General features: G+C 60.3%; 16 protein-coding genes and 1 other RNA gene. 7 read left to right on the top strand and 10 right to left on the bottom strand.

The window, feature by feature from the left end:
- Window positions 1-295 precede the first annotated feature (295 nt).
- A complete protein-coding gene (locus ACA072_RS09455; RefSeq protein WP_461980546.1) occupies window positions 296-610 on the top strand; it encodes a helix-turn-helix domain-containing protein in 315 nt (104 codons plus the stop codon).
- A 183-nt stretch (window positions 611-793) separates the two neighbouring features.
- Here the strand turns inward: ACA072_RS09455 and ffs are convergent.
- The 6 genes from ffs to ACA072_RS09425 form a co-directional block, all read right to left on the bottom strand.
- Window positions 794-890: signal recognition particle sRNA small type (ffs, locus tag ACA072_RS09450), an RNA gene on the bottom strand.
- A gap of 336 nt (window positions 891-1,226) precedes the next feature.
- Complete coding sequence (locus ACA072_RS09445; RefSeq protein WP_497624075.1) at window positions 1,227-2,393, bottom strand: zinc-binding metallopeptidase family protein; 1,167 nt, start codon at window positions 2,391-2,393, stop codon at window positions 1,227-1,229.
- Window positions 2,394-2,552: 159 nt separating this feature from the next.
- Complete coding sequence (gene ligA, locus ACA072_RS09440) at window positions 2,553-4,910, bottom strand: NAD-dependent DNA ligase LigA (RefSeq protein WP_497624074.1); 2,358 nt, start codon at window positions 4,908-4,910, stop codon at window positions 2,553-2,555.
- Window positions 4,911-5,079: 169 nt separating this feature from the next.
- Entirely contained in the window at window positions 5,080-5,934 is an 855-nt protein-coding gene (gene zipA / locus ACA072_RS09435; RefSeq protein ID WP_497450875.1) for a cell division protein ZipA, read from the bottom strand.
- Window positions 5,935-6,192: 258 nt separating this feature from the next.
- Window positions 6,193-9,681: a chromosome segregation protein SMC gene (smc, locus tag ACA072_RS09430; RefSeq protein ID WP_497624073.1), complete on the bottom strand. Its 3,489-nt coding sequence runs from the start codon at window positions 9,679-9,681 to the stop codon at window positions 6,193-6,195.
- Window positions 9,682-9,683: 2 nt separating this feature from the next.
- Complete coding sequence (locus tag ACA072_RS09425) at window positions 9,684-10,343, bottom strand: GntR family transcriptional regulator (RefSeq protein WP_461957980.1); 660 nt, start codon at window positions 10,341-10,343, stop codon at window positions 9,684-9,686.
- Between the two features lie 266 nt (window positions 10,344-10,609).
- Between ACA072_RS09425 and xdhA the strand changes: the two genes are divergently transcribed.
- The 4 genes from xdhA to guaD all read left to right on the top strand — a co-directional run bounded on the left by xdhA (window position 10,610) and on the right by guaD (window position 16,758).
- The gene (gene xdhA / locus ACA072_RS09420) at window positions 10,610-12,064 is read left to right on the top strand and encodes a xanthine dehydrogenase small subunit (RefSeq protein ID WP_497624072.1); all 1,455 of its coding nucleotides are present in this window, start codon (window positions 10,610-10,612) and stop codon (window positions 12,062-12,064) included.
- Entirely contained in the window at window positions 12,057-14,456 is a 2,400-nt protein-coding gene (gene xdhB, locus ACA072_RS09415) for a xanthine dehydrogenase molybdopterin binding subunit (RefSeq protein WP_497624071.1), read from the top strand. The genes xdhA and xdhB overlap by 8 nt, the downstream gene beginning before the upstream one ends.
- Before the next feature lie 143 nt (window positions 14,457-14,599).
- The gene (gene xdhC / locus ACA072_RS09410) at window positions 14,600-15,445 is read left to right on the top strand and encodes a xanthine dehydrogenase accessory protein XdhC (protein ID WP_497624070.1); all 846 of its coding nucleotides are present in this window, start codon (window positions 14,600-14,602) and stop codon (window positions 15,443-15,445) included.
- Between the two features lie 8 nt (window positions 15,446-15,453).
- Window positions 15,454-16,758: a guanine deaminase gene (gene guaD / locus ACA072_RS09405; protein WP_497624069.1), complete on the top strand. Its 1,305-nt coding sequence runs from the start codon at window positions 15,454-15,456 to the stop codon at window positions 16,756-16,758.
- Window positions 16,759-16,935: 177 nt separating this feature from the next.
- On the opposite strand, the gene ACA072_RS09400 is transcribed toward guaD, so the two are convergent.
- Window positions 16,936-17,700: a GntR family transcriptional regulator gene (locus ACA072_RS09400; protein ID WP_497624068.1), complete on the bottom strand. Its 765-nt coding sequence runs from the start codon at window positions 17,698-17,700 to the stop codon at window positions 16,936-16,938.
- Between the two features lie 356 nt (window positions 17,701-18,056).
- On the opposite strand from ACA072_RS09400, the gene ACA072_RS09395 reads away from it, so the two are divergent.
- Entirely contained in the window at window positions 18,057-19,247 is a 1,191-nt protein-coding gene (locus ACA072_RS09395; protein WP_497624067.1) for a benzoate/H(+) symporter BenE family transporter, read from the top strand.
- Between the two features lie 111 nt (window positions 19,248-19,358).
- Here the strand turns inward: ACA072_RS09395 and ACA072_RS09390 are convergent, their stop codons facing one another.
- Window positions 19,359-19,703 carry a YggL family protein gene (locus ACA072_RS09390; RefSeq protein ID WP_007896965.1) on the bottom strand — a complete coding sequence of 115 codons (345 nt, stop codon included), beginning with the start codon at window positions 19,701-19,703 and terminating at the stop codon, window positions 19,359-19,361.
- 234 nt (window positions 19,704-19,937) lie between these two features.
- Between ACA072_RS09390 and dacB the strand changes: the two genes are divergently transcribed.
- Window positions 19,938-21,398 carry a D-alanyl-D-alanine carboxypeptidase/D-alanyl-D-alanine endopeptidase gene (gene dacB, locus ACA072_RS09385; protein WP_497624066.1) on the top strand — a complete coding sequence of 487 codons (1,461 nt, stop codon included), beginning with the start codon at window positions 19,938-19,940 and terminating at the stop codon, window positions 21,396-21,398.
- 150 nt (window positions 21,399-21,548) lie between these two features.
- Here dacB and ACA072_RS09380 read toward each other — a convergent pair whose 3' ends face one another.
- Window positions 21,549-23,951, bottom strand: coding sequence for a sensor domain-containing diguanylate cyclase (locus ACA072_RS09380; protein WP_497624065.1), 2,403 nt, complete (start codon window positions 23,949-23,951; stop codon window positions 21,549-21,551).
- A 141-nt stretch (window positions 23,952-24,092) separates the two neighbouring features.
- Window positions 24,093-26,363: a bifunctional 23S rRNA (guanine(2069)-N(7))-methyltransferase RlmK/23S rRNA (guanine(2445)-N(2))-methyltransferase RlmL gene (rlmKL, locus tag ACA072_RS09375; protein WP_497624064.1), complete on the bottom strand. Its 2,271-nt coding sequence runs from the start codon at window positions 26,361-26,363 to the stop codon at window positions 24,093-24,095.
- Window positions 26,364-26,482: the final 119 nt, after the last annotated feature.

Below are 26,482 nucleotides of genomic sequence, written 5' to 3'. Positions count from 1 at the left end.
CTCGCTGTCGCTAGCGGTGGGACTGCGCAAACGCGTTTTCACTCCATGACCAGCATTCGATGACCTCGCAGAACCGAAGATCGGCTAGTCTCAAAAACCTCGTGCAAGGCTGGCAAGGGCGCGCAATGCTGGCGGTTTCGCATCGCCCATTTTCGAGAAACAGGTCACCAAACACCCCTTATCGGCGGCGATTCTACGAAACGCATCACATTTTGCAAAGCAAGGTGATGGATCATGCAGTTGTCTAATGCAAAAATCTATCGTTAAGTTCTTGATTCTAAATGGGAATTGAGCGATGCAAATTTCAAGTTTGGGTCCGGCCATCCGACGCTACCGCAAGGTCGCGGGGCTTACTCAGGCTGAACTCGGCGAAAAAACCGGTTTTGACCCCAAAACCATCAGCCGCTTTGAAACCGGAACCTACACCCCCAGCGTTGAAGCCTTGTTCCTGCTTGCCGAGGTGCTGGACGTAAAGCTGAAAGCCTTTTTCGCAGATCTGGGCGATGAAGATGAACAGCGGGCGTATCTGTTCGGTGTCATCCACAAAGCCACCCCGAAGGATCTGGGAAAGCTGATCGCAGCGGTTGACCAGGCCTTGTCCAAGCCTTAGTGGCGAAAATGAAAAAGGAGGCCGACGTGTCTTACACGACACGTCGGCCTCCTTTTTTACGTTCATTCTGTAAATCGTAAACAACAAAAAACCGCCAGGAACAAGCGCCATGGCAGTACACACACAATAAGTATTTTCAGACAGATAACGCGAGAGAGGACTCGCGGTGCGTTATGGAGGCAACCCCACCAGCCACACCCCGGCACACAATGTTCCCGCTGTGGCTGCTTCCTTCCGGATCTGACCAGGTTCACGGGTAATCGTTGCGGGGGGACCGATGGGGTCACCATAACGACGCTCACCTGACGGCGAGCCGCGCCATTGTACCTATCTGAGACGAAGTTACAACCGTTCGGGGGGATTAAAAAATATGTGCTGCTTCAAGGACATGCAAATCCTGCACAACACCGCAACCCTGTAGCAGCTGTCGAGCTTGCGAGGCTGCGTTCGGCTGCGCAGCAGTCGTAAATCCGGTATACGCGGTTTAACTGAAAAACCACGTCGCCTGGTTTTACGACTGCTGCGCAGCCGAACGCAGCCGAACGCAGCCTCGCAAGCTCGACAGCTGCTACAGTCGGACGCTAGCTCGACAGCAGCTACAAGCGGACGCGGGCGGCTACAGGTCTTGCAGCACTTCATCCGCCCTGCCGCCCTCTTGCTGGATCACCAGATGGATGAAGTGCAGCTTGGCAATCACTGCCGGCGGCAAGACGAACGGATAGAAATCCGGCTGGCCCATGCTGCGCGACAATTCATTGAGCATGCCGGCCAGTTCGATCCATGCGTTGACGAATGACAGGAACGCCGCACCACCGGGATGTTGCGGATCGTAGAGCGTGTCGGACGGAAATGGCTGGTAGTCGAAATCCATCTCGCGCGCGCTCATGCCGAACCCCAGCGCCGTGTCCACCGCGTCCATCATGTGCAGGTAGTGCGCCCAGGTTTCCGCCCAGTCTTCCCACGGATGCATGGTGGCGTAGGCGCTGACGCATTGTTGCTGCCAGTCTAGCGGCGCGCCTTGCTGGTAATGGCGCTCCAGAGCGTCGGCGTAGCTGACACGCTCGTCGCCGAAGAGACTGCGGAACGAATCCAGCCAAGGGCTATTGGCGATCAAGCGATCCCAGTAGTAGTGCCCGACTTCGTGCCGAAAATGCCCGAGCAGCGTGCGATATGGCTCGTGCATTTGCACCCGAACCTTTTCGCGGTGGGCGTCGTCGGCCTCCTTGATATCGAGGGTGATCAGACCGTTGGCGTGACCCGTGGTCGGCGGCTTGCCTTCAAGGTCGACACCGATGAAGTCGAAGGCCAGGCCAGTCTGTTCGTCGACGGTTTTGGGAATCACCTGCAAACCCAGGCTGATCAACTGTGCGACCAGCCGACGCTTGGCGGTTTCGACCTTGCGCCAGCGTTCGTGGTTTTCGGCAATCGACAGGTCAGGAATGGTGCGATTCAGGCTACAGGCGATGCACAACGCATCGTGATCATTGGCCGGCAGCAGCCAATTGCACGCTGCCGGGGAATCGAGATTGGCGCAGCGCCGGAACAGACCGGCTTCGGGATCGGCGTCGAGCAACCATGTATCCGCTTGCAATCCCGGCTGCAGCGAGGACAAGCGACTCTGCTCGGGCTGATAGCCCAACGCTGCCGAACAGGCCAGGCACTGGCTGTTGCGAAAGAACAGCGACTGCCCGCAGCGACAATGCCAGACCTTGCTGTTGCGCGAACTTTCACCCATGAAGGGCGCGGCGATGCGTGAGCTGAGCTGTTCGAAGAAGCGGTGCATGGCGATCTCTCCCTGGGGCTTGCCAAGACTAGATCATTCCCTGACAAGGATCGTTCCCACGCTCTGCGTGGGAATGCCGCCCCGGACGCTCCGCGTCCGCTGTGACGCGGAGCGTCACGGGATGCGTTACCACGCAGAGCGTGGGAACGATCAATGGCATCACACGGAAATACCGTGCGAGCTCAAAAACTCGACGAACGCTTCTTCATCGAGAACCTTCAACCCCAGCTCATTGGCCTTGGCCAGCTTCGAACCCGCACCCGGCCCGGCCACCACGCAATGGGTCTTGGCCGACACGGAACCCGCCACCTTGGCGCCGAGGCTTTCGAGTTTGTCCTTGGCAATATCGCGGCTCATCAATTCCAGTGAACCGGTCAGCACCCAGGTCTGGCCAGCCAGCGGCAAGCCTTCGACGACCTTCTTCTCGCTCTGCCAGTGCATGCCGAAATCGCGCAGCTGCTTTTCGGCAGCCTCGGCAATCTGGCGATTTTCTGCCACGGCAAAAAACTCGCGAACCGAATTGGCCTGCTTCTCCGGCAAGGCCTGGCGCATGTCCAGCCAGTCCGCGCCAAACACACCTTCCAGCGAACCAAACTTGTCCGCCAGCTTCTGCGCCCCGCCCGGCCCCACGGAAGGAATGTGCAGCTTGTCGAGGAAACCGCCCAACGTGGTGCTGGCGGCAAACTCGGCCCCCAGCTCGCCCTGATCCTGAATCTGCATACCGTGCTTGAGCAGATCCGCAATCACCTGTTGGTTATGCGCATCTTCAAAGAAGCTGTGAATCTCGTGAGCCACTTCCAGGCCCACATCCGGCAAGTACGTGAGCACTTGCGGCAATGCCTGCTGAACCCGCTCCAGCGAGCCGAGAGAGCGCGCCAGCACCTTGGCCGTCTCTTCGCCGACATCCGGTATCCCGAGGGCGTAGATGAACCGCGCCAAGCTCGGTGTCTTGCTGTCCTGGATCGCTGCGAGCAGTTTGTTGCTCGACACTTCGGCAAAGCCTTCCAGATCGACAATGTCATCGAACTTCAAGGCATACAGATCGGCGGGAGAACTCACCAGGCCTTCATCGACCAATTGCTCGACGCTCTTGTCGCCCAGGCCTTCAATGTCCATCGCGCGGCGGGAGACAAAGTGAATGATCGCCTGTTTGAGTTGCGCGCCGCAGGCCAGACGACCGACGCAGCGATACACTGCGCCTTCACTGACGGTCTCGCGACCTTTGCTGCGTTTGACCAGTTGCGTGCGCTCGACGTGCGAGCCGCAGACCGGGCACTTCTCGGGAATCTGCACCGGACGCGCATCCTCCGGACGGCGCTCCATGACCACTTGCACCACCTGCGGAATCACGTCGCCCGCGCGACGGATGATCACGGTGTCGCCGATCATCAGGCCCAGACGCGCCACTTCGTCCATGTTGTGCAACGTCGCATTGGCCACGGTGACACCGGCCACCTTGACCGGTTTCAAGCGCGCAACCGGCGTCACCGCGCCGGTACGGCCGACCTGGAATTCCACATCGAGCAGTTCGGTGAGCTCCTCCATGGCCGGGAATTTGTGGGCAATCGCCCAACGCGGTTCGCGAGCACGGAACCCCAGTTCACGCTGGGAGGCGATGCTGTTGACCTTGAACACCACGCCGTCGATTTCATAGGCCAGGCCGTTACGGCGCTCACCGATGTCACGGTAGTAATCCAGGCATTCGTCAATGCCGTGCGCCAGTTTCAGCTCGCGACTGATCGGCATGCCCCACGCCTGGAGCTGCTTGAGATTACCGATGTGGGTGTCGGCAATGTCCGCCGAAATCTGGCCAATGCCGTAGCAGCAGAATTCCAGCGGACGGTTGGCAGTGATCTTCGAATCGAGCTGGCGCAAGCTGCCAGCCGCGGCGTTGCGCGGGTTGGCGAAGGTCTTGCCGCCGACTTCCAGTTGCGTGGCGTTCAGACGCTCGAAACCGGCCTTGGACATGAACACTTCGCCGCGCACTTCCAGGGTCGCCGGCCAGCCCGTTCCTTGCAGCTTCAGCGGGATATTGCGCACTGTGCGCACGTTGACGCTGATGTCTTCGCCGGTGGTGCCGTCGCCGCGCGTCGCGCCGCGTACCAACACGCCGTCCTGATAAAGCAGGCTGACCGCCAGGCCATCGAGCTTCGGTTCGCAGCTGTATTCCACCGCCGCGCCGCCACCAAACAAGTCGCCGGCAGGCAGGTCCAGACCTTCAGTCACCCGGCGATCGAACTCGCGCATGTCGGTTTCTTCGAAGGCGTTGCCGAGACTCAGCATCGGCACTTCGTGGCGCACCTGAGTGAACGCTGACAGCGCCGCGCTGCCGACACGCTGGGTCGGCGAGTCGCTGGTGATCAGGTCCGGATTGGCCGCTTCCAGAGCCTTGAGTTCGTGGAACAGCCGGTCGTATTCGACGTCCGGAATGCTTGGCTCGTCCAGCACGTGATAACGGTAGTTGTGCTGATCCAGCTCAGCGCGCAGCTCTAGAATGCGGGTTTTGGCGGCGGTCATGGGTGTTCTCTCATAAAGCAAAAGAGCAGCCGAGGCTGCTCAATCTGTAAACGCGGTTTAATCATTGTAGGAGCCGGCTTGCTGGCGATGGCGGCTTCGAGGACGCCATCGCCAGCAAGCCGGCTCCTACAAGGTACGGGGTATTACGACTTCCCGCACGTTGCCAATTTCAGCGCTTCTGGGTCAGGGCGCGACGTTCGAACTCGACGATGCGCTGACGGTAATGTTCAATCGTCTGGGCGGTCAGCACGCTGCGCTGGTCGTCTTTCAGTTCGCCGTTCAGCTCCTGGGACAGTTTGCGCGCTGCGGCCACCATCACGTCGAACGCTTGCTTCGGATGACGCGGGCCTGGCAGGCCGAGGAAGAAGCTCACCGCCGGGGTGCTGAAGTGGTCGATGTCGTCCAGATCGAAGATGCCCGGCTTGACCGCATTGGCCATGGAGAACAGGACTTCACCGTTGCCGGCCATGCTTTCGTGGCGGTGGAAAATATCCATTTCGCCGAAACGCAGACCGCTTTCCAGAATGTTCTGCAACAACGCCGGGCCTTTGAAGCCTGCCGCGTCACGGCAGATCACGCTGATCACCAGCACTTCTTCGGCTTGCGGTTGTTCCTTGTCGCTGACCGACGGAGAGGCCTTGGTGTCATCCGGGAAATCGTCGTCACGGCTGCTGAAGCTCGGGCCACCGTCGAGGTCCAGGCTGAGGTTCATGTCGCCCTGGGAAGGCTCGCCGTGGCCACGTTTGCCGCGCTTGGAACCCGATTCACGCGGTTCACGGGCAGGCATGCTCACCGACGGCAGATCGTGCTCGTCCAGTTGCGGTTCTTTGTGATTATCCAGAACGCGGGGCGGGCCCAACAGCTCGGCGCTGGTGTCCTCATCCGGCAGGTTGGACAAACTTCGGTCAAGACGGAATTTCAGTTTTCCCTTGCCGCCGCGCATGCGACGCCAGCCATCGAAAAGAATACCGGCAATGACAATAATGCCGATGACGATCAGCCACTCGCGCAGACCGATTTCCATGTAATCCCGTGCCTCTATAAAAAATGCTGAAAAATAAGGGGTTTACAACTCGCAAACCGCTTTAAAACGTGGCGCCAACTCTATGTTCTGACAGGCGTTTTGCCCACGTATACGAAAAATTGACATTAAACTAGCACGACCAAAGGCAACTTTACACCGTCTGTCACAATGGCTTGCGCGAATATGTCGATTGGCCAGCAAGTCGAGACAGGTAAAAAAGTCCTACAGACCAAAAATACTTGCCCTACAAGCGCCGACTCAGGCCTCCACCATCGCCATCGCCTCCTCGACATCCACTGCCACCAGACGCGAGCAACCCGGTTCGTGCATCGTCACACCCATCAGTTGTTCAGCCATTTCCATGGCGATCTTGTTGTGGGTGATGTAGATGAACTGCACCGTCTGCGACATCTCTTTGACCAACCGTGCGTAGCGTCCAACGTTAGCGTCATCCAGGGGTGCATCCACTTCATCGAGCATGCAGAACGGCGCCGGATTCAACTTGAAGATCGCAAAAACCAGGGCTAATGCGGTCAGGGCTTTTTCGCCACCGGAGAGCAAATGGATGGTGCTGTTCTTCTTTCCTGGCGGCTGCGCCATGATCGTTACCCCTGTATCGAGTAGATCTTCGCCCGTCAGTTCCAAATAGGCGCGTCCTCCACCGAAAACTTTTGGGAAAAGCGCCTGTAAACCGCCATTGATCTGATCAAAGGTATCCTTGAAACGGTTTCGGGTTTCCTTGTCGATCTTGCGAATCACGTTCTCAAGCGTGTCCAGTGCTTCCACCAGATCGTCGTTCTGCGCATCCAGATAACGTTTACGCTCGGATTGTTGCGTGTATTCGTCGATGGCCGCCAGGTTGATTGCACCGAGGCGCTGAATCCGCGCGGCAATGCGTTCGAGCTCTTCTTCGGCGTCCTTCTCGCTGGCCTCGGCTGTCAGCGTGGCGAGCACGCCGTGCAGGTCGTAGCCGTCTTCCAGCAACTGATCTTCAAGGGTCTTGCGGCGCACGGTCAGGGCTTGCCATTCCATGCGCTGGGTTTCCATCTGCCCACGAATCAACTGCGATTGCTGCTCGGCCTGGTTGCGACGTTTTTCCGCATCGCGCAATTCACGGTCAGCGTCTTCCAGGGCGATCTGCGCGGTCTTGAGTTCTTCGTCGACGGTCATGCGTTTGTCGAGCAGCTCTTCGAGTTTAAGGCGCAGTTCTTCCAGCGGCGCTTCGCCCTCCTCCAGATTCAGGCTCAGCTGTTCGCGCTTCTCGGTCAGGCGCTCGGACTGCATCTCCAGGCGTTCCAGCGCCTGACGCGTCGAGTCATGCTGTGCCTTGAGCGAGCCCAGACGTACAGCCAACTGATGAGCGTGGTCCTTGTGTTGCCGGGCTTCCTGACGCACCCGATCAAGTCGCTCGCGCAGGCTGTCACGCTGGGCCATCAGCAACTCGCGCTGCTCGGTGTCCAGCGCCATGGCATCGAGGGCGTCCTGCAATTGCAGGCGCGCTTCGCCGATGTTTTCGTGTTCCAGCGCACGCTGCTCGGCCAGCTCGGTGAGCTCTTCATCGAGCCGGGTACGGCGCAACGTCAGTTGCTCGACCTTGGCTTTGCCGGCAGACAACTGGGCTTTCAATTCGCCTTGCTGACGCGCTTCGTCTTGCAGCAAACGACGCAAATGTTCGCGACCGTTTTCCTGCTGACGCTGCTGCGCCCGGAGAGTCTGCAGTTGGGTTTCCAGGGTTTCGACCGTGGCTTCGCGCTCTTCGCGTTCGATGCTCAGACGCTGGATTTCCTGACCACGGGCGAGCACGCCGCTTTCCGCCTCGCTGGCCCGGCGCACGCGTAAAAAGTGTCGACCGACCCAATAGCCATCGCGGCTGATCAAGCTCTGGCCGGCGGTCAACTGACTGCGCAGGGCCAAGGCCTGTTCGAGGTTCTCAACGGGCTTGACCTGCCCCAACCAGGGCGACAGATCGATCTGCGCTTCGACTTTATCGAGCAGGCTGCCGGGTACGCGCACGCCATCACTCGCGGGGCTGAGCAATCGCAAATCGCCCTGGGCAAAACCGGCCAGATCGAAATCGCCGAAGTCATCCACCAGCACCGCTTGCAAGTCGGCGCCGAGCACGGTTTCCACCGCCAGCTCCCAACCCGCTTCAACCTTCAGACCTTCGGCCAGACGCGGGCGGTCTGCCAAGTGCTGTTCGCGCAGCCATTCAGCGGTGCCGGTGCCCGGATCGAGGGCGGCTTGTTGCAAGGCTTCAAGGGATGCAAGACGACCGTTGAGACGCTGCAAATCGCCTTGGGCCTGTTGCTGATTTTGCAGGGCTAACTGCAATTCCTGGCGCAGTTGCTCAAGGCGTTCGACCTGGGCCTCTTCGCTGGCCTGCAAATCTTCAAGCGTTGCTTCGCTCGCGGCCAGTTGCTCGCTGAGCTCCATGATCGCCGCATCTTCGGGGTCCGCCGAGAGCAGCGCGCGCTCTTCGCCGAGGCGCTTCTGGCGATCGGCCAGACGCTCCATACTGGTTTCGAGTTGCTGGATCCGCGACTGCTGAACTTCGGATTGGCGACGCGGCTCGGCGGCCGTCAGGTTGAACGTGTCCCACTGCTCCTGCCAGGCGTGCATGGTGGTTTCCGATTCTTCCAGCGCGGCAGCGGCTTCTTCGGCGGCGGCGCTGGTGACTTCCTGCTCCGGCGTGAGCATGTCCAGCTCTTCGCCGAGGGTCAGCAGCAAGGTGCGGTCGTGGCCCAGGTGCGATTCGGTTTCCAGACGCGCGCGCTCGGCTTCTTTGAGATCGTCCTGCAACTGGCGCAAACGCTGCTGACCGTGCTGGATGCTCTGCTCGACCCGGGCGATGTCGCCGCCGACCGAATAGAAGCGCCCCTGCACCAGATTGAAGCGCTCTGACAGGTCATGGTGCCCGTCACGGAAGCGTTCGATGCTCGCGTCGGCGTTACGCTGCTCGGCGACCAGGGCTTCGAAAGTGACTTCCTGATTGCCGATGACCGCTTCGCGCTGCCCGACCTGTTCGTTCAACGCCTGCCAGCGCAGGGCCGACAACTGGGCCTTGAGCTGACGCTCTTCGCCTTTGTATTCCTGATACTTCTTGGCGGCTTCGGCCTGGCGATGCAAGCGTTCGAGTTGACGCTCAAGCTCTTCTCGCAGGTCGGTCAGGCGGGCCAGGTTTTCATGGGTGCGGCGAATGCGGTTTTCGGTCTCGCGCCGACGCTCCTTGTACTTGGAGATGCCGGCTGCTTCTTCGATGAAGTTGCGCAGGTCTTCGGGCTTGGACTCGATCAGCTTGGAGATCATCCCCTGCTCGATGATCGAATAGCTGCGCGGGCCCAGGCCGGTACCCAGAAAGATGTCGGTGATGTCGCGGCGACGGCATTTGGTGCCGTTGAGGTAATAGGTGGTCTGGCTGTCGCGGGTCACTTTGCGGCGAATGGAAATTTCCGCGTAGGCGGCGTATTCGCCGAGCAGAGTGCCATCGGAGTTATCGAACACCAGCTCGATACTCGCCTGGCTCACCGGTTTACGGCTGGTCGAACCGTTGAAGATGACGTCGGTCATCGACTCGCCACGGAGGTTTTTCGCCGAACTTTCGCCCATCACCCAGCGCACGGCATCGATGATGTTCGACTTGCCGCAGCCATTGGGCCCGACCACCGCCGCCATGTTGCTGGGGAAGTTCACCGTGGTCGGGTCGACGAAGGATTTGAACCCTGCCAGCTTTATGCACTTGAGCCGCACGCTTAAGCGTCCGTCAGGGCAGAAACCACCAGATCGCAGCTGCGCTGGGCATACGCCGTCAGCACTTCGCGGATCTGCGGAAAGTCACGGGCGAGCACGGCAGCGAGCAAACGTTCGAACAACTCGAGGAACTCGCTCATCGACGCCTTGCGCTGGTCCAGGGCGAGGAAATACGCACGGCTCATGGCCGGCTGCAGGTTTTCGACGGTTTCCTGCAAGTACGGATTGTTGGCGAATGGGTACGCGGCGCGCATCACGTTGAAGCTGTCGTCGACGAAGGTGCGGATGTCCTGACGCTCATAGCTGGCAGCCAGGCGCTGCTGGATCTGCACGAACGGCGCCATGTCGGCCTGGACCTGCCAGCCTTTGGCAACGGCATTGCCCAGCAGAATATACAGCTCGCTCATCAGCGTGCACAGGCTCTGCACCTTGTGGGCAGTGAGCTCGGTGACGTGGGCACCGCGTCGCGGCAGGATCGCGATCAGGTGGCGGCGCTCGAGGATCAGCAAAGCCTCACGGACCGAACCGCGGCTGACATTGAGGGCCAGCGTGACCTTCTGTTCCTGAATGCGCTCCCCGGGCTTCATTTCGCCACGAATGATGCGTTCGGCGAGGTGGTGAGCGATTTGCTCGGCGAGGCTGTCCGGCGCCTTGAACGTCATGGTTGTCCTTCAAACTCTTCGATCTGCACAAGCGGCGCAGTGTAGCGCACATGAAGGGTCATGGCGGAGTGCCCACTCAGCGGTTTTTGGCACGAATCAAGCAAAAAGCAGGCTAACCCGCGAGGGTCAATAATGAAGGAACGCGTCGTTGATCGACAAAATGCTGTTTCCTGACCTTTAAGTCAGAAAATCATTGACCGCAAAGTCAGACCTGATAAATTCGGTCCAAGTCGGTTAACAACAATAATGAGTCTGCGAGGCCTTCCGTGATCCAGTTTTTACTAAACCAGGAACTCCGTAGCGAGCACGCCCTGGACCCAAACCTGACCGTGCTCAATTATCTGCGCGACCATGTGGGCAAACCCGGCACCAAAGAAGGCTGCGCCAGCGGTGACTGTGGCGCCTGCACCGTGGTGGTCGGCGAGTTGCAAACGGACGACGATGGCCGCGAACACATTCGCTATCGCAGCCTCAACTCGTGCCTGACGTTCGTGTCGTCGTTGCACGGCAAACAACTGATCAGCGTCGAAGACCTCAAGCACCAGGGCGAACTGCACAGCGTGCAGAAAGCCATGGTCGAGTGCCACGGTTCGCAATGCGGCTTCTGCACCCCGGGCTTCGTGATGTCGCTGTTCGCGCTGCAAAAGAACAGCGACGAGCCCGACGCCCATAAAGCGCACGAAGCGCTGGCCGGCAATCTCTGCCGCTGCACCGGCTATCGACCGATCCTGGCCGCCGCCGAACAATCCTGCTGCGGCAAGCAAACGGATCAGTTCGATGCTCGCGAAGCCGACACCATCGCCCGCCTGAAAGCCATCGCCCCCACCGACATCGGCGAACTCAACAGTGGCGACAAGCGCTGCCTGGTACCGCTGACCGTGGCCGATCTGGCTGACCTCTACGACGCTTATCCACAAGCCCGCCTGCTGGCCGGCGGTACGGACCTGGCGCTGGAAGTCACCCAGTTTCATCGCGCATTGCCGGTGATGATCTATGTCGGCAACGTCGCCGAGATGAAGCGCATCGAACGCTTCGACGATCGCCTGGAAATCGGCGCCGCGACCGCCCTTTCCGATTGCTACGAAGCCTTGAAAGCCGAATACCCGGACTTCGGTGAATTGCTGCAACGCTTCGCTTCACTGCAGATCCGCAACCAGGGCACCCTCGGCGGCAACATCGGCAACGCCTCGCCGATTGGTGACTCGCCACCGCTGCTGATTGCCCTCGGGGCGCAAATCGTCCTGTGCAAAGGCGAAACCCGTCGCACCATGGCCCTTGAAGATTACTTCATCGATTACCGCGTCACCGCGCGCCAGGAAAGCGAGTTCATCGAGAAGATCATCGTGCCCCGCGCCAGCGCCGAACAGCTGTTCCGTGCGTACAAGGTTTCCAAGCGTCTGGACGATGATATTTCCGCCGTCTGCGCCGCGTTCAACCTGCGCATCGACAACGGTGTGATCGCGGATGCTCGCGTGGCGTTCGGCGGCATGGCCGCGATTCCGAAACGTGCGAATAACTGCGAAACCGTGTTGCTCGGTGCGCCGTTCAACAACGCCACCGTCGAACGTGCCTGCGCCGCACTGGCCGAAGATTTCACGCCGCTCTCGGACTTCCGCGCCAGCAAGGAATATCGCCTGCTCAGCGCGCAAAACCTGCTGCGCAAATACTTCATCGAACTGCAAACGCCGCACATCGAGACTCGGGTGACCGCTTATGTCTAACCATCACGCCGTAGAGAAGACCCAGGCCGAACTGGCTGAGTTGTTCGCCAAGGACCTGACCACCGGTGTCGGCCGCAGCGTCAAACACGACAGCGCCGCCAAGCATGTGTCCGGCGAAGCACAGTACATCGACGACCGGCTGGAGTTTCCCAATCAGCTGCACGTTTATGCACGCCTGTCGGACCGCGCTCACGCGAAAATCATCAGCATCGACACCAAGCCGTGCTACGCCTTCGACGGTGTGCGCATCGCCATTACTCACGAGGATGTACCGGGTCTGAAAGACATCGGCCCGCTGATGCCCGGTGACCCGTTGCTGGCCATCGACACCGTGCAGTTCGTCGGTCAGGTGGTAATGGCCGTCGCCGCCCGTGACCTGGAGACCGCACGCAAAGCCGCCATGGCCGCGGTGATCGAATACGAAGACCTGGAACCGGTGCTAGACGTAGTCGAGGCGTTTCGCAAAAAGCATTTCGTGCTGGACAGCCACACCCATGAGCGCGGTGATTCGGCGGGCGCGTTGACGACAGCAAAAAATCGTATCCAGGGCACGCTGCACATCGGCGGCCAGGAGCACTTCTACCTCGAAACCCAGATCTCTTCGGTCATGCCGACCGAAGACGGCGGGATGATCGTCTACTGCTCGACCCAGAACCCCACCGAAGTGCAGAAACTGGTGGCCGAAGTTCTGGACGTTTCGATGAACAAAATTGTCGTCGACATGCGCCGCATGGGCGGTGGTTTCGGTGGCAAGGAAACCCAGGCGGCCAGCCCGGCCTGCCTGTGCGCGGTGATTGCGCGCCTGACCGGCCAGCCGACCAAAATGCGCCTTCCGCGTGTTGAAGACATGCTGATGACCGGCAAGCGTCACCCGTTCTACGTCGAGTACGACGTGGGCTTCGACGACAGCGGGCGCCTGCACGGCATCCAGCTGGAACTGGCGGGTAACTGCGGCTGCTCGCCGGACCTGTCGAACTCGATTGTCGACCGCGCAATGTTCCACGCCGACAACTCGTACTACCTGGGCGATGCGACCATCAATGGTCATCGCTGCAAGACCAACACTGCGTCGAACACCGCGTACCGGGGTTTCGGCGGCCCGCAAGGCATGGTCGCCATCGAAGAAGTGATGGACGCGATCGCCCGTCATCTGGCCCTCGACCCGCTGGCGGTGCGCAAGGCCAACTACTACGGCAAGACCGAGCGCAACGTCACCCATTACTACCAGACCGTCGAGCACAACATGCTCGAGGAAATGACCGCCGAACTGGAAGAAAGCAGTCAGTACGCCGAGCGCCGCGAAGCGATCCGTCGCTACAACGCCAACAGCCCGATCCTGAAAAAAGGCCTGGCGCTGACCCCGGTGAAATTCGGTATTTCCTTCACCGCCAGCTTCCTCAACCAGGCCGGTGCGCTGGTCCACGTCTACACCGACGGCAGCATCCACCTGAACCACGGCGGCACTGAAATGGGCCAAGGGTTGAACACCAAGGTTGCGCAGGTGGTGGCCGAAGTGTTCCAGGTGGAAATGGACCGCGTGCAAATCACCGCCACCAATACCGACAAGGTGCCGAACACCTCGCCGACCGCCGCTTCCAGTGGTGCCGATTTGAACGGCAAAGCGGCGCAGAACGCGGCTGAGATCATCAAGAAACGCCTCGTCGAATTCGCCGCGCGCCAGTACAAGGTCAGCGAAGAAGACGTGGAATTCCACAACGGTCACGTGCGGGTTCGCGATCACATCCTGACGTTTGAAGCGCTGATCCAGCAGGCGTATTTCGCCCAGGTGTCGCTGTCGAGCACCGGGTTCTACAAGACCCCGAAAATCTTCTACGACCGCAGCCAGGCCCGTGGTCGGCCGTTCTACTACTACGCCTTCGGTGCCGCCTGTTGCGAGGTGATCATCGACACCCTGACCGGCGAGTACAAGATGCTGCGTACCGACATCCTCCACGACGTCGGCGACTCGCTGAACCCGGCCATCGACATCGGCCAGGTCGAGGGCGGTTTCATCCAGGGCATGGGGTGGCTGACCATGGAAGAACTGGTGTGGAACAACAAAGGCAAACTGATGACCAACGGCCCGGCCAGCTACAAGATTCCGGCCGTGGCGGACATGCCGCTGGACCTGCGGGTGAAGCTGGTGGAGAACCGTAAAAACCCGGAAGACACGGTGTTCCATTCCAAGGCCGTGGGTGAGCCGCCGTTCATGCTCGGCATCGCGTCGTGGTGTGCGATCAAGGATGCGGTGGCGAGTCTGGGCGATTACAAGCATCAGCCGAACATCGACGCACCGGCGACGCCGGAGCGGGTGTTGTGGGGGTGTGAGCAGATGCGGCAGTTGAAGGCGGCGAAGGTTGCCGAAACCGAAGTTGAGTTGGCTTCGCTCTGATACCGAGGCGCGGCCAATCGCTAGCAGGCTAGCTCCCACAGGACTCGTGGGGAATCCAAAAGGTGTGGACACCACAAAACAATGTGGGAGCTAGCCTGCTAGCGATGTGGCCCGAACAGACAACAGAAATGTTGAGGTGAAACATGTACAACTGGATCGACGCCCTCGCCGACCTGCAGAACCAGGGAGAACCGTGCGTGTTGGTGACCATCATCGAAGAGCTCGGCTCGACACCGCGCAATGCCGGTTCGAAAATGGTCATCAGCGCCAACCAGACCTTCGACACTATCGGTGGCGGGCACCTGGAATACAAAGCCATGCAGATCGGCCGCGAGATGCTGGCCAGCGGCAAGCAGGACACGCACCTGGAGCGCTTCAGCCTCGGCGCCAGCCTGGGTCAGTGCTGCGGCGGCGTGACCGTGTTGCTGTTCGAACCGATGGGCCAGGTCCAGGCGCAGATCGCCGTGTTCGGTGCCGGCCATGTCGGTCGCGCATTGGTACCGCTGCTCGCCAGCCTGCCCTGCCGGGTGCGCTGGATCGACTCGCGGGAAGCCGAATTCCCCGAACAGATCCCCCACGGCGTGCGCAAAATCGTCGCCGAAGAACCGGTGGATGAAATCGACAACCTGCCCGCCGGCAGCTATTGCATCGTCATGACCCACAACCACCAGCTCGACCTCGAACTCACCGCCGCGATCCTCAAGCGCAACGACTTCGCCTACTTCGGCCTGATCGGTTCGAAGACCAAACGGGTGAAGTTCGAACACCGCTTGCGTGACCGTGGTTTCGACAGCGCCGTGCTGCAACGCATGCGCTGCCCGATGGGCATCGGCGAAGTCAAAGGCAAGTTGCCTGTGGAAATCGCCATCTCCATCGCCGGCGAAATCATCGCCACCTATAACGCCAGTTTCGGCCAGCAAACTGCCAGCGCCGGATCATCGATCGCCAAACTGCTGCCTGCTTCACGCCGCAGCCAAGCCACCAGTTGAGAAATCACATGCCTTTGACTCGCAAAGCCTACCGCGCCGCCATCCTGCACAGCATCGCCGACCCTGCCGAAGTGGGTATCGAAGCCTCGTACGAGTATTTCGAAGACGGCCTGCTGGTGGTCGATAACGGCCAGATCAGTGCCCTCGGCCACGCCAGCGAACTGCTGCCGACCCTGCCGGCCGACATCGAGATCACTCATTATCAGGATGCGCTGATCACCCCGGGCTTCATCGACACCCACATCCATTTGCCGCAAACCGGCATGGTCGGCGCCTACGGCGAGCAACTGCTGGACTGGCTCAACACTTACACCTTCCCGTGCGAAAGCCAGTTCGCCGACAAGGCTCACGCCGATGAAGTCGCGGGCATTTTCATCAAGGAACTGCTGCGCAACGGCACCACCACCGCCCTGGTGTTCGGCAGCGTGCACCCGCAATCGGTGAACTCGTTCTTCGAAGCCGCCGAACAGCTGGACCTGCGGATGATCGCCGGCAAGGTGATGATGGACCGCAACGCGCCGGACTATCTGACCGACACCGCCGAATCGAGCTACGTGGAAAGCAAGGCGCTGATCGAGCGCTGGCACGGCAAGGGCCGCCTGCATTACGCCGTCACCCCGCGCTTCGCCCCGACCAGCACCCCGGAACAACTGACCCTCGCCGGCCAGTTGCTCGGCGAATACCCGGACCTGTACATGCAGACCCACATCAGTGAAAACCTGAAGGAAGTCGAGTGGGTCAAGGAGCTGTTCCCGGAGCGAAAGGGCTACCTGGACGTTTACGATCACTACCAGTTGCTGGGCGAGCGCTCGGTGTTTGCCCACGGCGTACACCTGTGCGACGACGAATGTGCGCGGCTGGCGGAGACAGGTTCGGCGATTGCGTTCTGCCCGACCTCGAACTTCTTCCTCGGCAGCGGCCTGTTCAACCTGCCGATGGCCGAGAAGCACAAACTCAATGTCGGTCTGGGTACGGACGTTGGCGGCGGCACCAGTTTCTCGCTGCTGCAAACGTTGAACGAAGCGTACAAGGTCATGCAAATGCAGGGTGCGCGCCTGAGCCCGTTCAAATCGCTGTACCTGGCGACCCTCGGCGGAGCGCGTGCGCTGCGCCTGGAAGACAAGATCGGCACCCTGCAACCGGGCACCGACGCGGATTTCCTGGTGCTCGATTACAACGCCACCCCGCTGCTGAACTATCGCTTGAAGCAGGCCAATAACATTGCCGAGACGTTGTTTGTGTTGATGACGCTGGGGGATGACCGGACTGTTCTGCAGACGTATGCGGCGGGGAATCAGGTGCATCAGCGCTAGTTTTCTTCGGGCATAAAAAATCCCCCGCACTTTTCAGTCCGGGGGATTTTTATTGCGTGTCAGATCGCTATCGCTGGCAGGCCAGCTCCCACAGGGTTTGGCGTTTACCGCAGATATCGTGAACACCACAAATCAATGTGGGAGCTGGCCTGCCAGCGATTGGGGCACCTCGGTCTATCAGATTTTCGCCGGCGAGCGCCCCGGCTTCTTGGTCTGCAACAAATGCGAAAACACCGCATGCAAATCATCCGACGCGCTTTCTTCGTCGAGGTTGAGTTTGCTGTCGATGTGATCCATGTGATGCATCATCAAATTCACCGCCAACTCACCGTTGCGCGATTCGATGGCGTCGATCAGTTGGGTGTGTTCGTCGTAGGAACAGTGGGAACGGTTGCCGCTTTCGTACTGGGCAATGATCAACGAAGTCTGGGACACCAGGCTGCGCTGGAAGCTGATCAGCGGTGCATTCTTCGCCGCTTCGGCCAGTTTCAGGTGGAATTCGCCCGACAGACGGATACCGGCACCGCGATCTCCGCGGGAGAAGCTGTCGCGTTCGTCATTGACCATCTGCCGCAACTCGGCAATCTGCTCGGCAGTGGCGTGCTGAACCGCCAACTCAGTGATCGCGCGTTCTACCAGACGCCGCGCCAGGAACACCTGACGTGCCTCTTCGACACTCGGGCTGGCAACGACCGCGCCGCGATTCGGACGCAGCAGCACGACGCCTTCATGGGCCAGGCGCGACAGCGCGCGGCGAATGATGGTGCGACTGACCCCGAAAATTTCCCCCAGCGCTTCTTCGCTCAACTTGGTGCCGGGCGCCAGACGTTGTTCGAGGATGGCCTCGAAGATATGCGCGTAGACAATATCGTCCTGGGTCCCGCTGCGGCCGGCTTTGCCTGCTCGCGGTTGTTTCTTTAGGGGCTGCAACTGTTCGTTCATGGGCACTCGAGTCGGGAGAACTGCGGCGAATTGACCGTGACTGTAATACGGCACAGTGGGTCGCTGGCAAGTATCGCGTAAAAAACACCGCGATTGTACACAATGGATGGTGGCAACACGACTGTACGGCTGTTTGTCGCTTCTGCTGTATCGCAACGGTTGATTACTTTTGAGTTTAGGCTTGATCGCAGAATCCGCCGCCTGAACGCAATCCCTTGTGGGAGCGGGCTTGCTCGCGAAGGCGGCGTGTCAGTCAATGTTGATGTTGGATGTACTGACGCCTTCGCGAGCAAGCCCGCTCCCACAGGGTTCAGTGTTGATTCGATGTCTTTAACCGAACAAGGAACACCGCTGTCATGAACGACGCCACGCACACGCAGCTCCGCCCCTTGGCCGATACGTCACCGTCGGCGATCGTCGCCGGTTTCATCGCGATGATGACCGGCTACACTAGCTCCCTGGTCCTGATGTTTCAGGCCGGACAAGCGGCGGGCCTGACCAGCGGACAGATTTCGTCGTGGATCTGGGCGATCTCGATTGGCATGGCGGTGTGCTCGATCGGCCTGTCCCTGCGTTATCGCACGCCGATCACCATCGCCTGGTCGACGCCCGGCGCGGCATTGCTGATCACCAGCCTCGGCGGTGTGAGCTACGGTGAAGCCATCGGCGCCTACATCACTTGCGCAGTGCTGGTGACCATTTGTGGCCTGACCGGCAGCTTCGAACGTTTGGTGAAAAAGATTCCGGCGTCATTGGCCGCAGCGTTGCTGGCGGGAATTCTGTTCAAGATCGGCAGTGAAATCTTCGTCGCCGCGCAGCATCGCACCGGGCTGGTGCTGGGGATGTTCTTTACTTACCTGCTGGTCAAGCGCCTGTCTCCGCGTTATGCGGTGCTCGCGGCGTTGCTGATCGGCACGGCGTTGTCGGGATTCATGGGTCTGCTGGACTTCAGCGGTTTCCATCTGGAAGTGGCGACGCCGGTCTGGACCACGCCGCACTTCTCCCTCGCCGCGACCATCAGCATCGGCATTCCATTGTTTGTGGTGGCGATGACCTCGCAAAACATGCCCGGCATCGCCGTATTGCGCGCCGACGGCTACACCGTGCCGGCCTCGCCGCTGATCACCACCACCGGCATCGCTTCGCTGCTGCTGGCGCCGTTCGGTTCCCACGGGATCAACCTGGCGGCCATCAGCGCGGCGATCTGCACCGGGCCGCATGCCCATGAAGATCGCAACAAGCGCTACACGGCGGCGGTCTGGTGCGGGATTTTCTACGGGATTGCCGGAGTGTTCGGCGCCACGCTGGCGGCGTTGTTTGCGGCGCTGCCTAAAGAGTTGGTGCTGTCGATTGCGGCGCTGGCGTTGTTCGGCTCGATCATCAATGGCCTGAGCATTGCCATGACCGAAGTGAAGGAACGTGAGGCGGCGTTGATTACCTTTATGGTCACGGCGTCGGGGCTGACGCTGTTTTCCATTGGTTCGGCGTTTTGGGGGATTGTCGCGGGGGTGTTGACGCTAGTGATCTTGAATTGGCGTAAAGATTGAACAACGCAGCCTCGTTTCACTCGACAGCTGCTACAGAGTGAAACGAGGCTGCGTTTACTCTTCCGGACATAAAAAAACGGCGACCCTTGGGTCGCCGCTTCTTTTATGACATCAAGCTACCGGATTGATCGGCTTTTCCGGGTACCAGACGTCGATCAGCGGGCTGACGGTTGCTTCGGTCAGTTCGCTGCGGCCTTTGAGCCAGGCTTCAACAGCAGCGCGCTGCTCTTCGGATACCGAGCCACGCTTCTGCAGGCAAACCAGACCGAAGTCGTCGCCGCCAACATAGCCCAGACCGTTGGCTTCCATGGCTTCTTTCAGGAACGCGTCGAGGAAAGCATCAATGGCTTCATCAGCCAAATCTTCTTTGAAATCCAGGTTCAGCTCGAAACCCAGCTCTTGAAATTCATCGACGCACAGTTTTTTGCGCAGACGCTGGGAACGGTTAGTCGCCATTGGAACAATCCTCATAAGTAATAACGGGCGGCACTTTAGCAGTTTAAGGCGCTGATTGCCCGTCTCTCGGCAGCGCTACGCCTACCGTCGGTAAAAAAATAGCGGATTAGTGGGCCACGGCAAGGCACAAGCCGTTACACCTTGGGGCATAATGCCGACACTTTCATGACCACTGAGGGAATTTATCTTCATGCCCTCGTCTTTTTTCCCCTCGAATGCAGGGTTGTATTTCAGATGATCAAATCTTTACGTCCATTGTTGCTGGCCGGTTTCCTTCTTCCTCTGGCCTTCTCCGTTTCCGCCGCCCCCATCAACACCGGTCTGACACCCAACGTCGAAAAGGCCCTGAAGGCCAGCAAGCTCCCGGACAACGCCTTGTCGCTGGTGATGATCCCGCTGAACGGCCCGGGCACCCCGACCATTTACAACGCCGACGTTTCGGTTAACCCGGCCTCGACCATGAAGCTGGTGACCACCTATGCCGCGCTGGAAATGCTCGGCCCGAACCACCAGTGGAAAACCGAGTTCTACACCGACGGCACTCTCAGCGGCGGCATCCTCAACGGCAACCTCTACCTCAAGGGTGGCGGTGATCCGAAGCTGAACATGGAAAAACTCTGGCTGCTGATGCGTGACCTGCGCGCCAACGGCGTGACGCAAATCACCGGCGACCTGGTGCTGGACCGCGGTTTCTTCGTGCAACCGCAACTGCCGGAGTTCAACGACGACGGCAATGACGAAAACAAACCATTCCTGGTCAAGCCCGATTCGCTGATGGTCAACCTCAAGGCCTTGCGCTTCGTGGCGCGCAACGACAACGGCCGGGTTCTGGTGTCGGTGGAACCGCCAATTGCCAGCATCAAAATCGAAAACCAGGTCAAAGCGGTCAACTCCAAGCAATGCACCGGTGGCGTGCGTTACAACCCGGTGACCCAGGCCGATGGCAGCGTGACCGTAACGGTTGGCGGCCAGTTGGGCGATGGCTGCAGCTCGCAGACTTATCTGTCGCTGCTCGACCACGCGACCTACACCGCAGGTGCGGTGCGGGCGATCTGGAAGGAGCTGGGCGGCAGCATCCAGGGCAGGGATCGTCTGTCGCCGACGCCGAGCAACGCCAAGGTGCTGGCCCGGGCCTACTCGCCGGATCTGGCGGAAATCATTCGCGACATCAACAAGTACAGCAACAACACCATGGCTCAGCAGCTGTTCCTGAGCCTGGGCCAGAAATTCCGTACCGACGCCGATGGTGATGACGCCAGGGCTGCCCAGCGTGTGGTGCGTCAATGGCTGGCGAAGAAAGGCATCACTGCGCCGCACCTGGTGATGGAGAACGGCTCCGGCCTGTCCCGTGCCGAACGTGTGAGCGCCCGTGAAATGGCGGCGATGCTGCAAGCCGCGTGGCGCAGCCCGTACTCCGCCGAGTTCATCAGTTCGATGCCGATTGCCGGCACCGACGGCACCATGCGCAAACGCCTGAAGACCACGGCGATGCGCGGCGAAGCCCACGTCAAGACCGGCACCCTGAACACCGTACGCGCGATCTCCGGCTTCAGCCGTGACGTCAATGGCAACACCTGGGCGGTGGTGGCGATCCTCAACGACAAGGCGCCGTTTGGCGCGTCGTCGGTGCTGGATCAGGTGCTGCTGGATCTGTATCGCCAGCCGAAAGTGCCGGAAACGGCTTCGGTGCTCTGACCCGATCTACAAGACACCACAGATCCAAATGTGGGAGCGGGCTTGCTCGCGAATTCGGAGTATCAGTCGACATCAATGTTGAATGACACACCGCTTTCGCGAGCAAGTCGAATCGTCGCACCGCCGCTCCCACAAGGTCTGCATGCACCTTTAGCTGGTTTGCGGCTCGACCCGATCCCGTCCCGCCTGCTTCGCCGCGTACACCCCCGAATCCGCCCGCAGCAACAGCGCGTCCGCGCCCTCCCCGACTCGCCAGCTGGCAATCCCGAAACTCGCGGTCACGGTCCCCACGCCTTCGATGGGCGAACTGCGCAATCCTTGCCACAGCTGCAAGGCCAGCACGTGAGCCTGTTCGACATCGATGTCCGGGCACAACACCATGAATTCCTCGCCTCCCAGGCGACAGAACACGTCGGTACGCCGCAGTCGATGGCCGATGCGCTCGCACACGGCCTGCAACACCCGGTCGCCCACGGCGTGGCCATGCAGGTCATTGATGCGTTTGAAGTGGTCGATGTCGAGCATGATCACCGACAACTCGCCACCACCGCGCTCGACCCGGGCCATTTCGGTGGTCAGGCGTTCCTGGAAGTAGCGGCGGTTGTGGATTCCGGTCAACGAGTCGGTGATCGACAGCGCCCGCAGCTCTTCTTCCACGCGCTTGAGGTCGGAAATGTCCGAGATGTAACCGTGCCAGAGCACGCCGCCGCCTGGCAGTTCCTCCGGGGTCGCTTCGCCGCGCACCCAGCGCAGGCCGCGCTGAGGCAGTTGCACCCGGTATTCCTCGCGCCACGGGCTGAGGGTGTCCGCCGACGCGCGAATAGAGGCGCGGACGCGGGTCGTGTCCTGCGGATGAATCCGCGTGAAAATCGCTTCCGCGTTGAGCAACAGCACGTCCGGTTCGAGTTCGTAAATCTCGCGAATCCCGTCGCTGGCGTAGATCACGCTGAAGCGACCGTCGAATTCCATCTTGAATTGATAAATGCCGCCGGGCACATGGGCGCTGAGCTTTTTCAGCAACAGGTCGCGCGCAGCCAACGCCTCGTGAACGCGCTTGCGTTCAGTGATGTCGATGCAGACCGCCAGATGCCCGACCCACAGGCCTTGCTCGTCGAGCACCGGGGTCGCGAGCATGTTCACGGTCAAATGGCTGCCGTCCTGACGGACCAGCGTCCATTCCCGCGCCTCGTGACCGCCCTCTTCGCCGCCTTCGACCAACATCGCCTGGCAGGTCGGGATCGGTTTGCCATAGCGCGCACTCAATTCCGCCGAGCGGGCCACCAGCTCCCGGGGAAAGTGCAGGTTTTCCAAGGTCATGCGCCCGACCACTTCAGCGCTTGTGTAACCGAGCATTTGCTCGGCCCCGGCGTTAAAGGTGCTGATGACGCCACGCAGGTCGGTGGCGATGATCGCCACTTGCGTCGCGGCATCCAGCACGCCGCGCAACTGGCCGTGTGTGCCGCGCAACTCTTGCTCACGGGCGTGCAACTCCTGGGTGCGTTGCTCGACCATTTTCAACGCTCGCTGACGCTGGCTGACCAGCACGTAGAGCAACGCACTGAGCAGCACACTGAGCAAACCACCCAGCACCACCAGGCTCGTCACCGAGGAGTGGTTGGCTTTCAGAAAGGCTTCGCTGGGCAGGATGTCGACTTGATAGTCGTGGTCGGCCATGCGCAGCAGGCGTGTCGCGGACAATTCGCTGGGCGCTGGCGAGTTATAGGACTCGTAAAGCACTTCGTGCTGGTCGTCGGTGGACAGGTCGAGGATGCGCACCGAGAGATAGTCATGACTGGCGTCCGGCAACCCGTCCGCCAGCAGCTGGCGCATGCTGATCACCGCCATGACATAACCGTAGGGTTTGGCGGTCGGCGTCGCCGCATCACTCTGACGCTTCACCGGCGCCACCAGCAGCACACCCCGCGCATAGGCTGGCTCGATGCCGACCAGATGCATCGGTTGCGACACCGCCATGCTGCCCGACTTGTCGGCCCGATCAAGGGTGGCGCGGCGCAACGGCTGGGCGAACAAGTCGTAGCCGAGCGGCGAGCCGAGTCGGCTTCGGGTCTGACTGTAGAGCACCGCCACGTATTCATCCCGTTCGGCGGCCAATTGCAGCTGCCCCTCGGCATTGAGCTCACGCAAGGTGAAGTCGCTCAAACCTTGTTCTTCACGCACTTTGCGCTCGAACTCTGCCCGCTCGGCGCGTGTGACCCGCGCAGCGAATGAGTACGCCTGAGTGCGGTGCAGCAACGGTTGGGTGTAGCCGTCGAACTCCTCGCGGGAGACCGACTCGGAATTGGCGAAGAACCGGCGCAGGCCGTCGAGGCGCTGCTCCTGATCTTCGAAACGTTCTTCGATGCGGCTGTAACGTTCGCTGGCGAGCAGCTGGAAACGTTGCCGTAATTGATGGTGAAACAGATTCAGTGTCGACCAGGCCAGTAATCCGGTAAGAATCCCGCCGATGAGCAACACCAGCAGCGCGACCAGCCAGGCCGAGACATCTTCACTGATAAAACCCAGGATCTTCGGGCGCACGGCGTGCAACGACATAGACGCAACTCAAAACGCCAGGTGCGGGAAAGCCCATTGGCCATGAGTTGAGTTATAGCTATTAGCCACTAATTTGACCAGCACAGAAAGAACCAAAGAGCCTTTAAAAATCAAGGCTCTGTGGATCCAATCACTTATCTGTCAACGGGCAGTGATTTTCCAGGCACGGTGGATCTTGCCGTTACGGGCGAAATCCGGATCGATGGTCTGGGCGGTGATTTCTTCAACGGCATAACGCTCGGTGAGGTTTTCCTCGAGCGTGAACTTGCGGAAGTTGTTGGAGAAATACAAAACGCCGCCCGGCGCCAGGCGCGCCATGGCCAGGTCGATCAATTGCACCTGATCGCGCTGCACGTCGAAGATGCCTTCCATGCGCTTGGAGTTGGAGAACGTTGGCGGGTCGATGAAGATCAGGTCGTACTCGTCACGGCAGGCATCGAGCCACGCCATCACGTCACCCTGCTCCAGACGGTTCTTGTCAGAGAAACCGTTCAGCGACAGGTTGCGACGCGCCCAGTCGAGGTAGGTTTTCGACAGGTCGACGCTGGTGGTGCTGCGCGCGCCGCCCTTGGCTGCGTGAACACTGGCGGTTGCGGTGTAGCTATACAGGTTGAGGAAGCGCTTGCCGGCCGCCTCTTTCTGGATACGCATGCGCATTGGACGGTGGTCGAGGAACAGCCCGGTGTCGAGGTAGTCGGTGAGGTTGACCAGCAACTTCACGCCGCCTTCGTTGACCTCGACGAACTTGCCCTGCGCCGCCTGGCGTTCGTACTGCTTGGTGCCGCTCTGACGCTCGCGGCGCTTGACCACCACGCGGCTCTTGTCGATGTTCAACGCCTGTGGAATGGCCGCCAGGGCATCAAACATGCGCGCCGAGGCTTTTTCCGGGTCGATGGATTTCGGCGCGGCGTATTCCTGGACGTGGACCCAATCCTGATACAGATCGATGGCCATGGAATATTCCGGCATGTCGGCATCGTAGACGCGGTAGCAATCAATGCCCTCGCGCTTAACCCACTTGCCCAGGGCCTTGAGGTTCTTTTGCAGCCGGTTGGCAAACATCTGCCCGCCTTCGCTCAAGCGCGGTTGCTCGATCACCGGCGCGGGTGCCGCGGCCGGTTTGATCGGGTTACCGTTTTTGTTGTACAGGCGTTCCTGCGGCTCGTTCGGCGCCTGATCGTATTCCGCCTGCTCGCGCTCGACCTGACGCTGTTCCGGGGTGCGACGCTCGCCGGTGACGAACTGGTCCGGCGTGACTTTGATCAGCAGCAGTTTGCACGGCAAGGCGCCGTTCCAGAACGAATACTGTTTGTGACTGCGGATGCCCATGCGCTTGCCCAGGTCCGGCGCGCCGGTAAAGACTGCCGCTTCCCAGTTCAGGCACGCCTGACGCAGACGCTCGCCAAGGTTCTGGTAGAGGTAAAGCAAGCTCGCCTCGTCGCCCAGACGCTCGCCGTACGGCGGGTTGCAGATCACCAGACCTTTCTGGTTCTGGTCCGGACGCGGCTCGAACGTGCCGACTTCGCCCTGGTAGATCTTGATCCACTCGCTCAGGCCCGCCCGCTCGACGTTGTTGCGGCCTGGTTGAATCAGGCGCGGGTCGGCTTCGTAGCCGCGAATCCACAGCGGCGGCTTGGCCAGACCGGCTGCGGCGCGTTCGGTGGCTTCTTCGTGGAGCTTTTTCCACAGCGCCGGGACGTGACCGAGCCAGGCGGTGAAGCCCCACTGCTCGCGACGCAGGTTCGGCGCCATGTCGGCGGCGATCATTGCCGCTTCGACGAGGAATGTACCGACACCGCACATCGGGTCAGCCAGTGCGCCGCCCTCGGCTGCGATACGTGGCCAGCCGGAACGGATCAGGATGGCGGCCGCGAGGTTTTCCTTCAGCGGCGCCGCGCCCTGCTGCAAACGATAGCCGCGCTGGTGCAGGCTGTGGCCGGAGAGGTCGAGGGACAGGATGGCTTCGCCACGGTCCAGACGCAGATGAATGCGCAGGTCCGGGTTGAGCTTGTCGATGGACGGACGGTCGCCTTGCGGGGTGCGCAGTTTGTCGACGATGGCGTCTTTGACTTTCAGGGCGCCGAAGTGAGTGTTGTCGATGCCCGAGCCGTGACCGCTGAACTCGACGGCCAGGGTGCCGTCGTTGAGCATGTGGTCTTGCCACTCGATATCGAGCACGCCGTGGTACAGATCTTCAGCGTCCTTCATCGGGAAACGCTTGAGCACCAGCAGCACCCGGTTCGCCAGACGCGACCACAGGCACAGGCGATAAGCGGTTTCCATGGTGGCCATGCCGCGCACAGCCGAGGTGTGCTCACGCGCTTCTTCAAGGCCAAGCCCGACGGCTTCCTCGATGAGCAGGCCTTCAAGGCCTTTTGGGCAAGTGAGGAAGATTTCGAATTGATCGGACATTGGAAGTTCAGAGCCTTTAGCTAAGTGAACCGGCAACGCATTGCCGGCCCGGATTTCAATCAGGCGCTTTTCTAAAAGAGCGCCCGCGTGGCACGAAGGTGTGCCGTCCCACCCGTGCT

This window comes from Pseudomonas sp. LBUM1656 (genome assembly GCF_059716065.1).
Note: the sequence above shows the minus strand (reverse complement) of the source record. Positions and strands in the feature narration are given on the sequence as shown.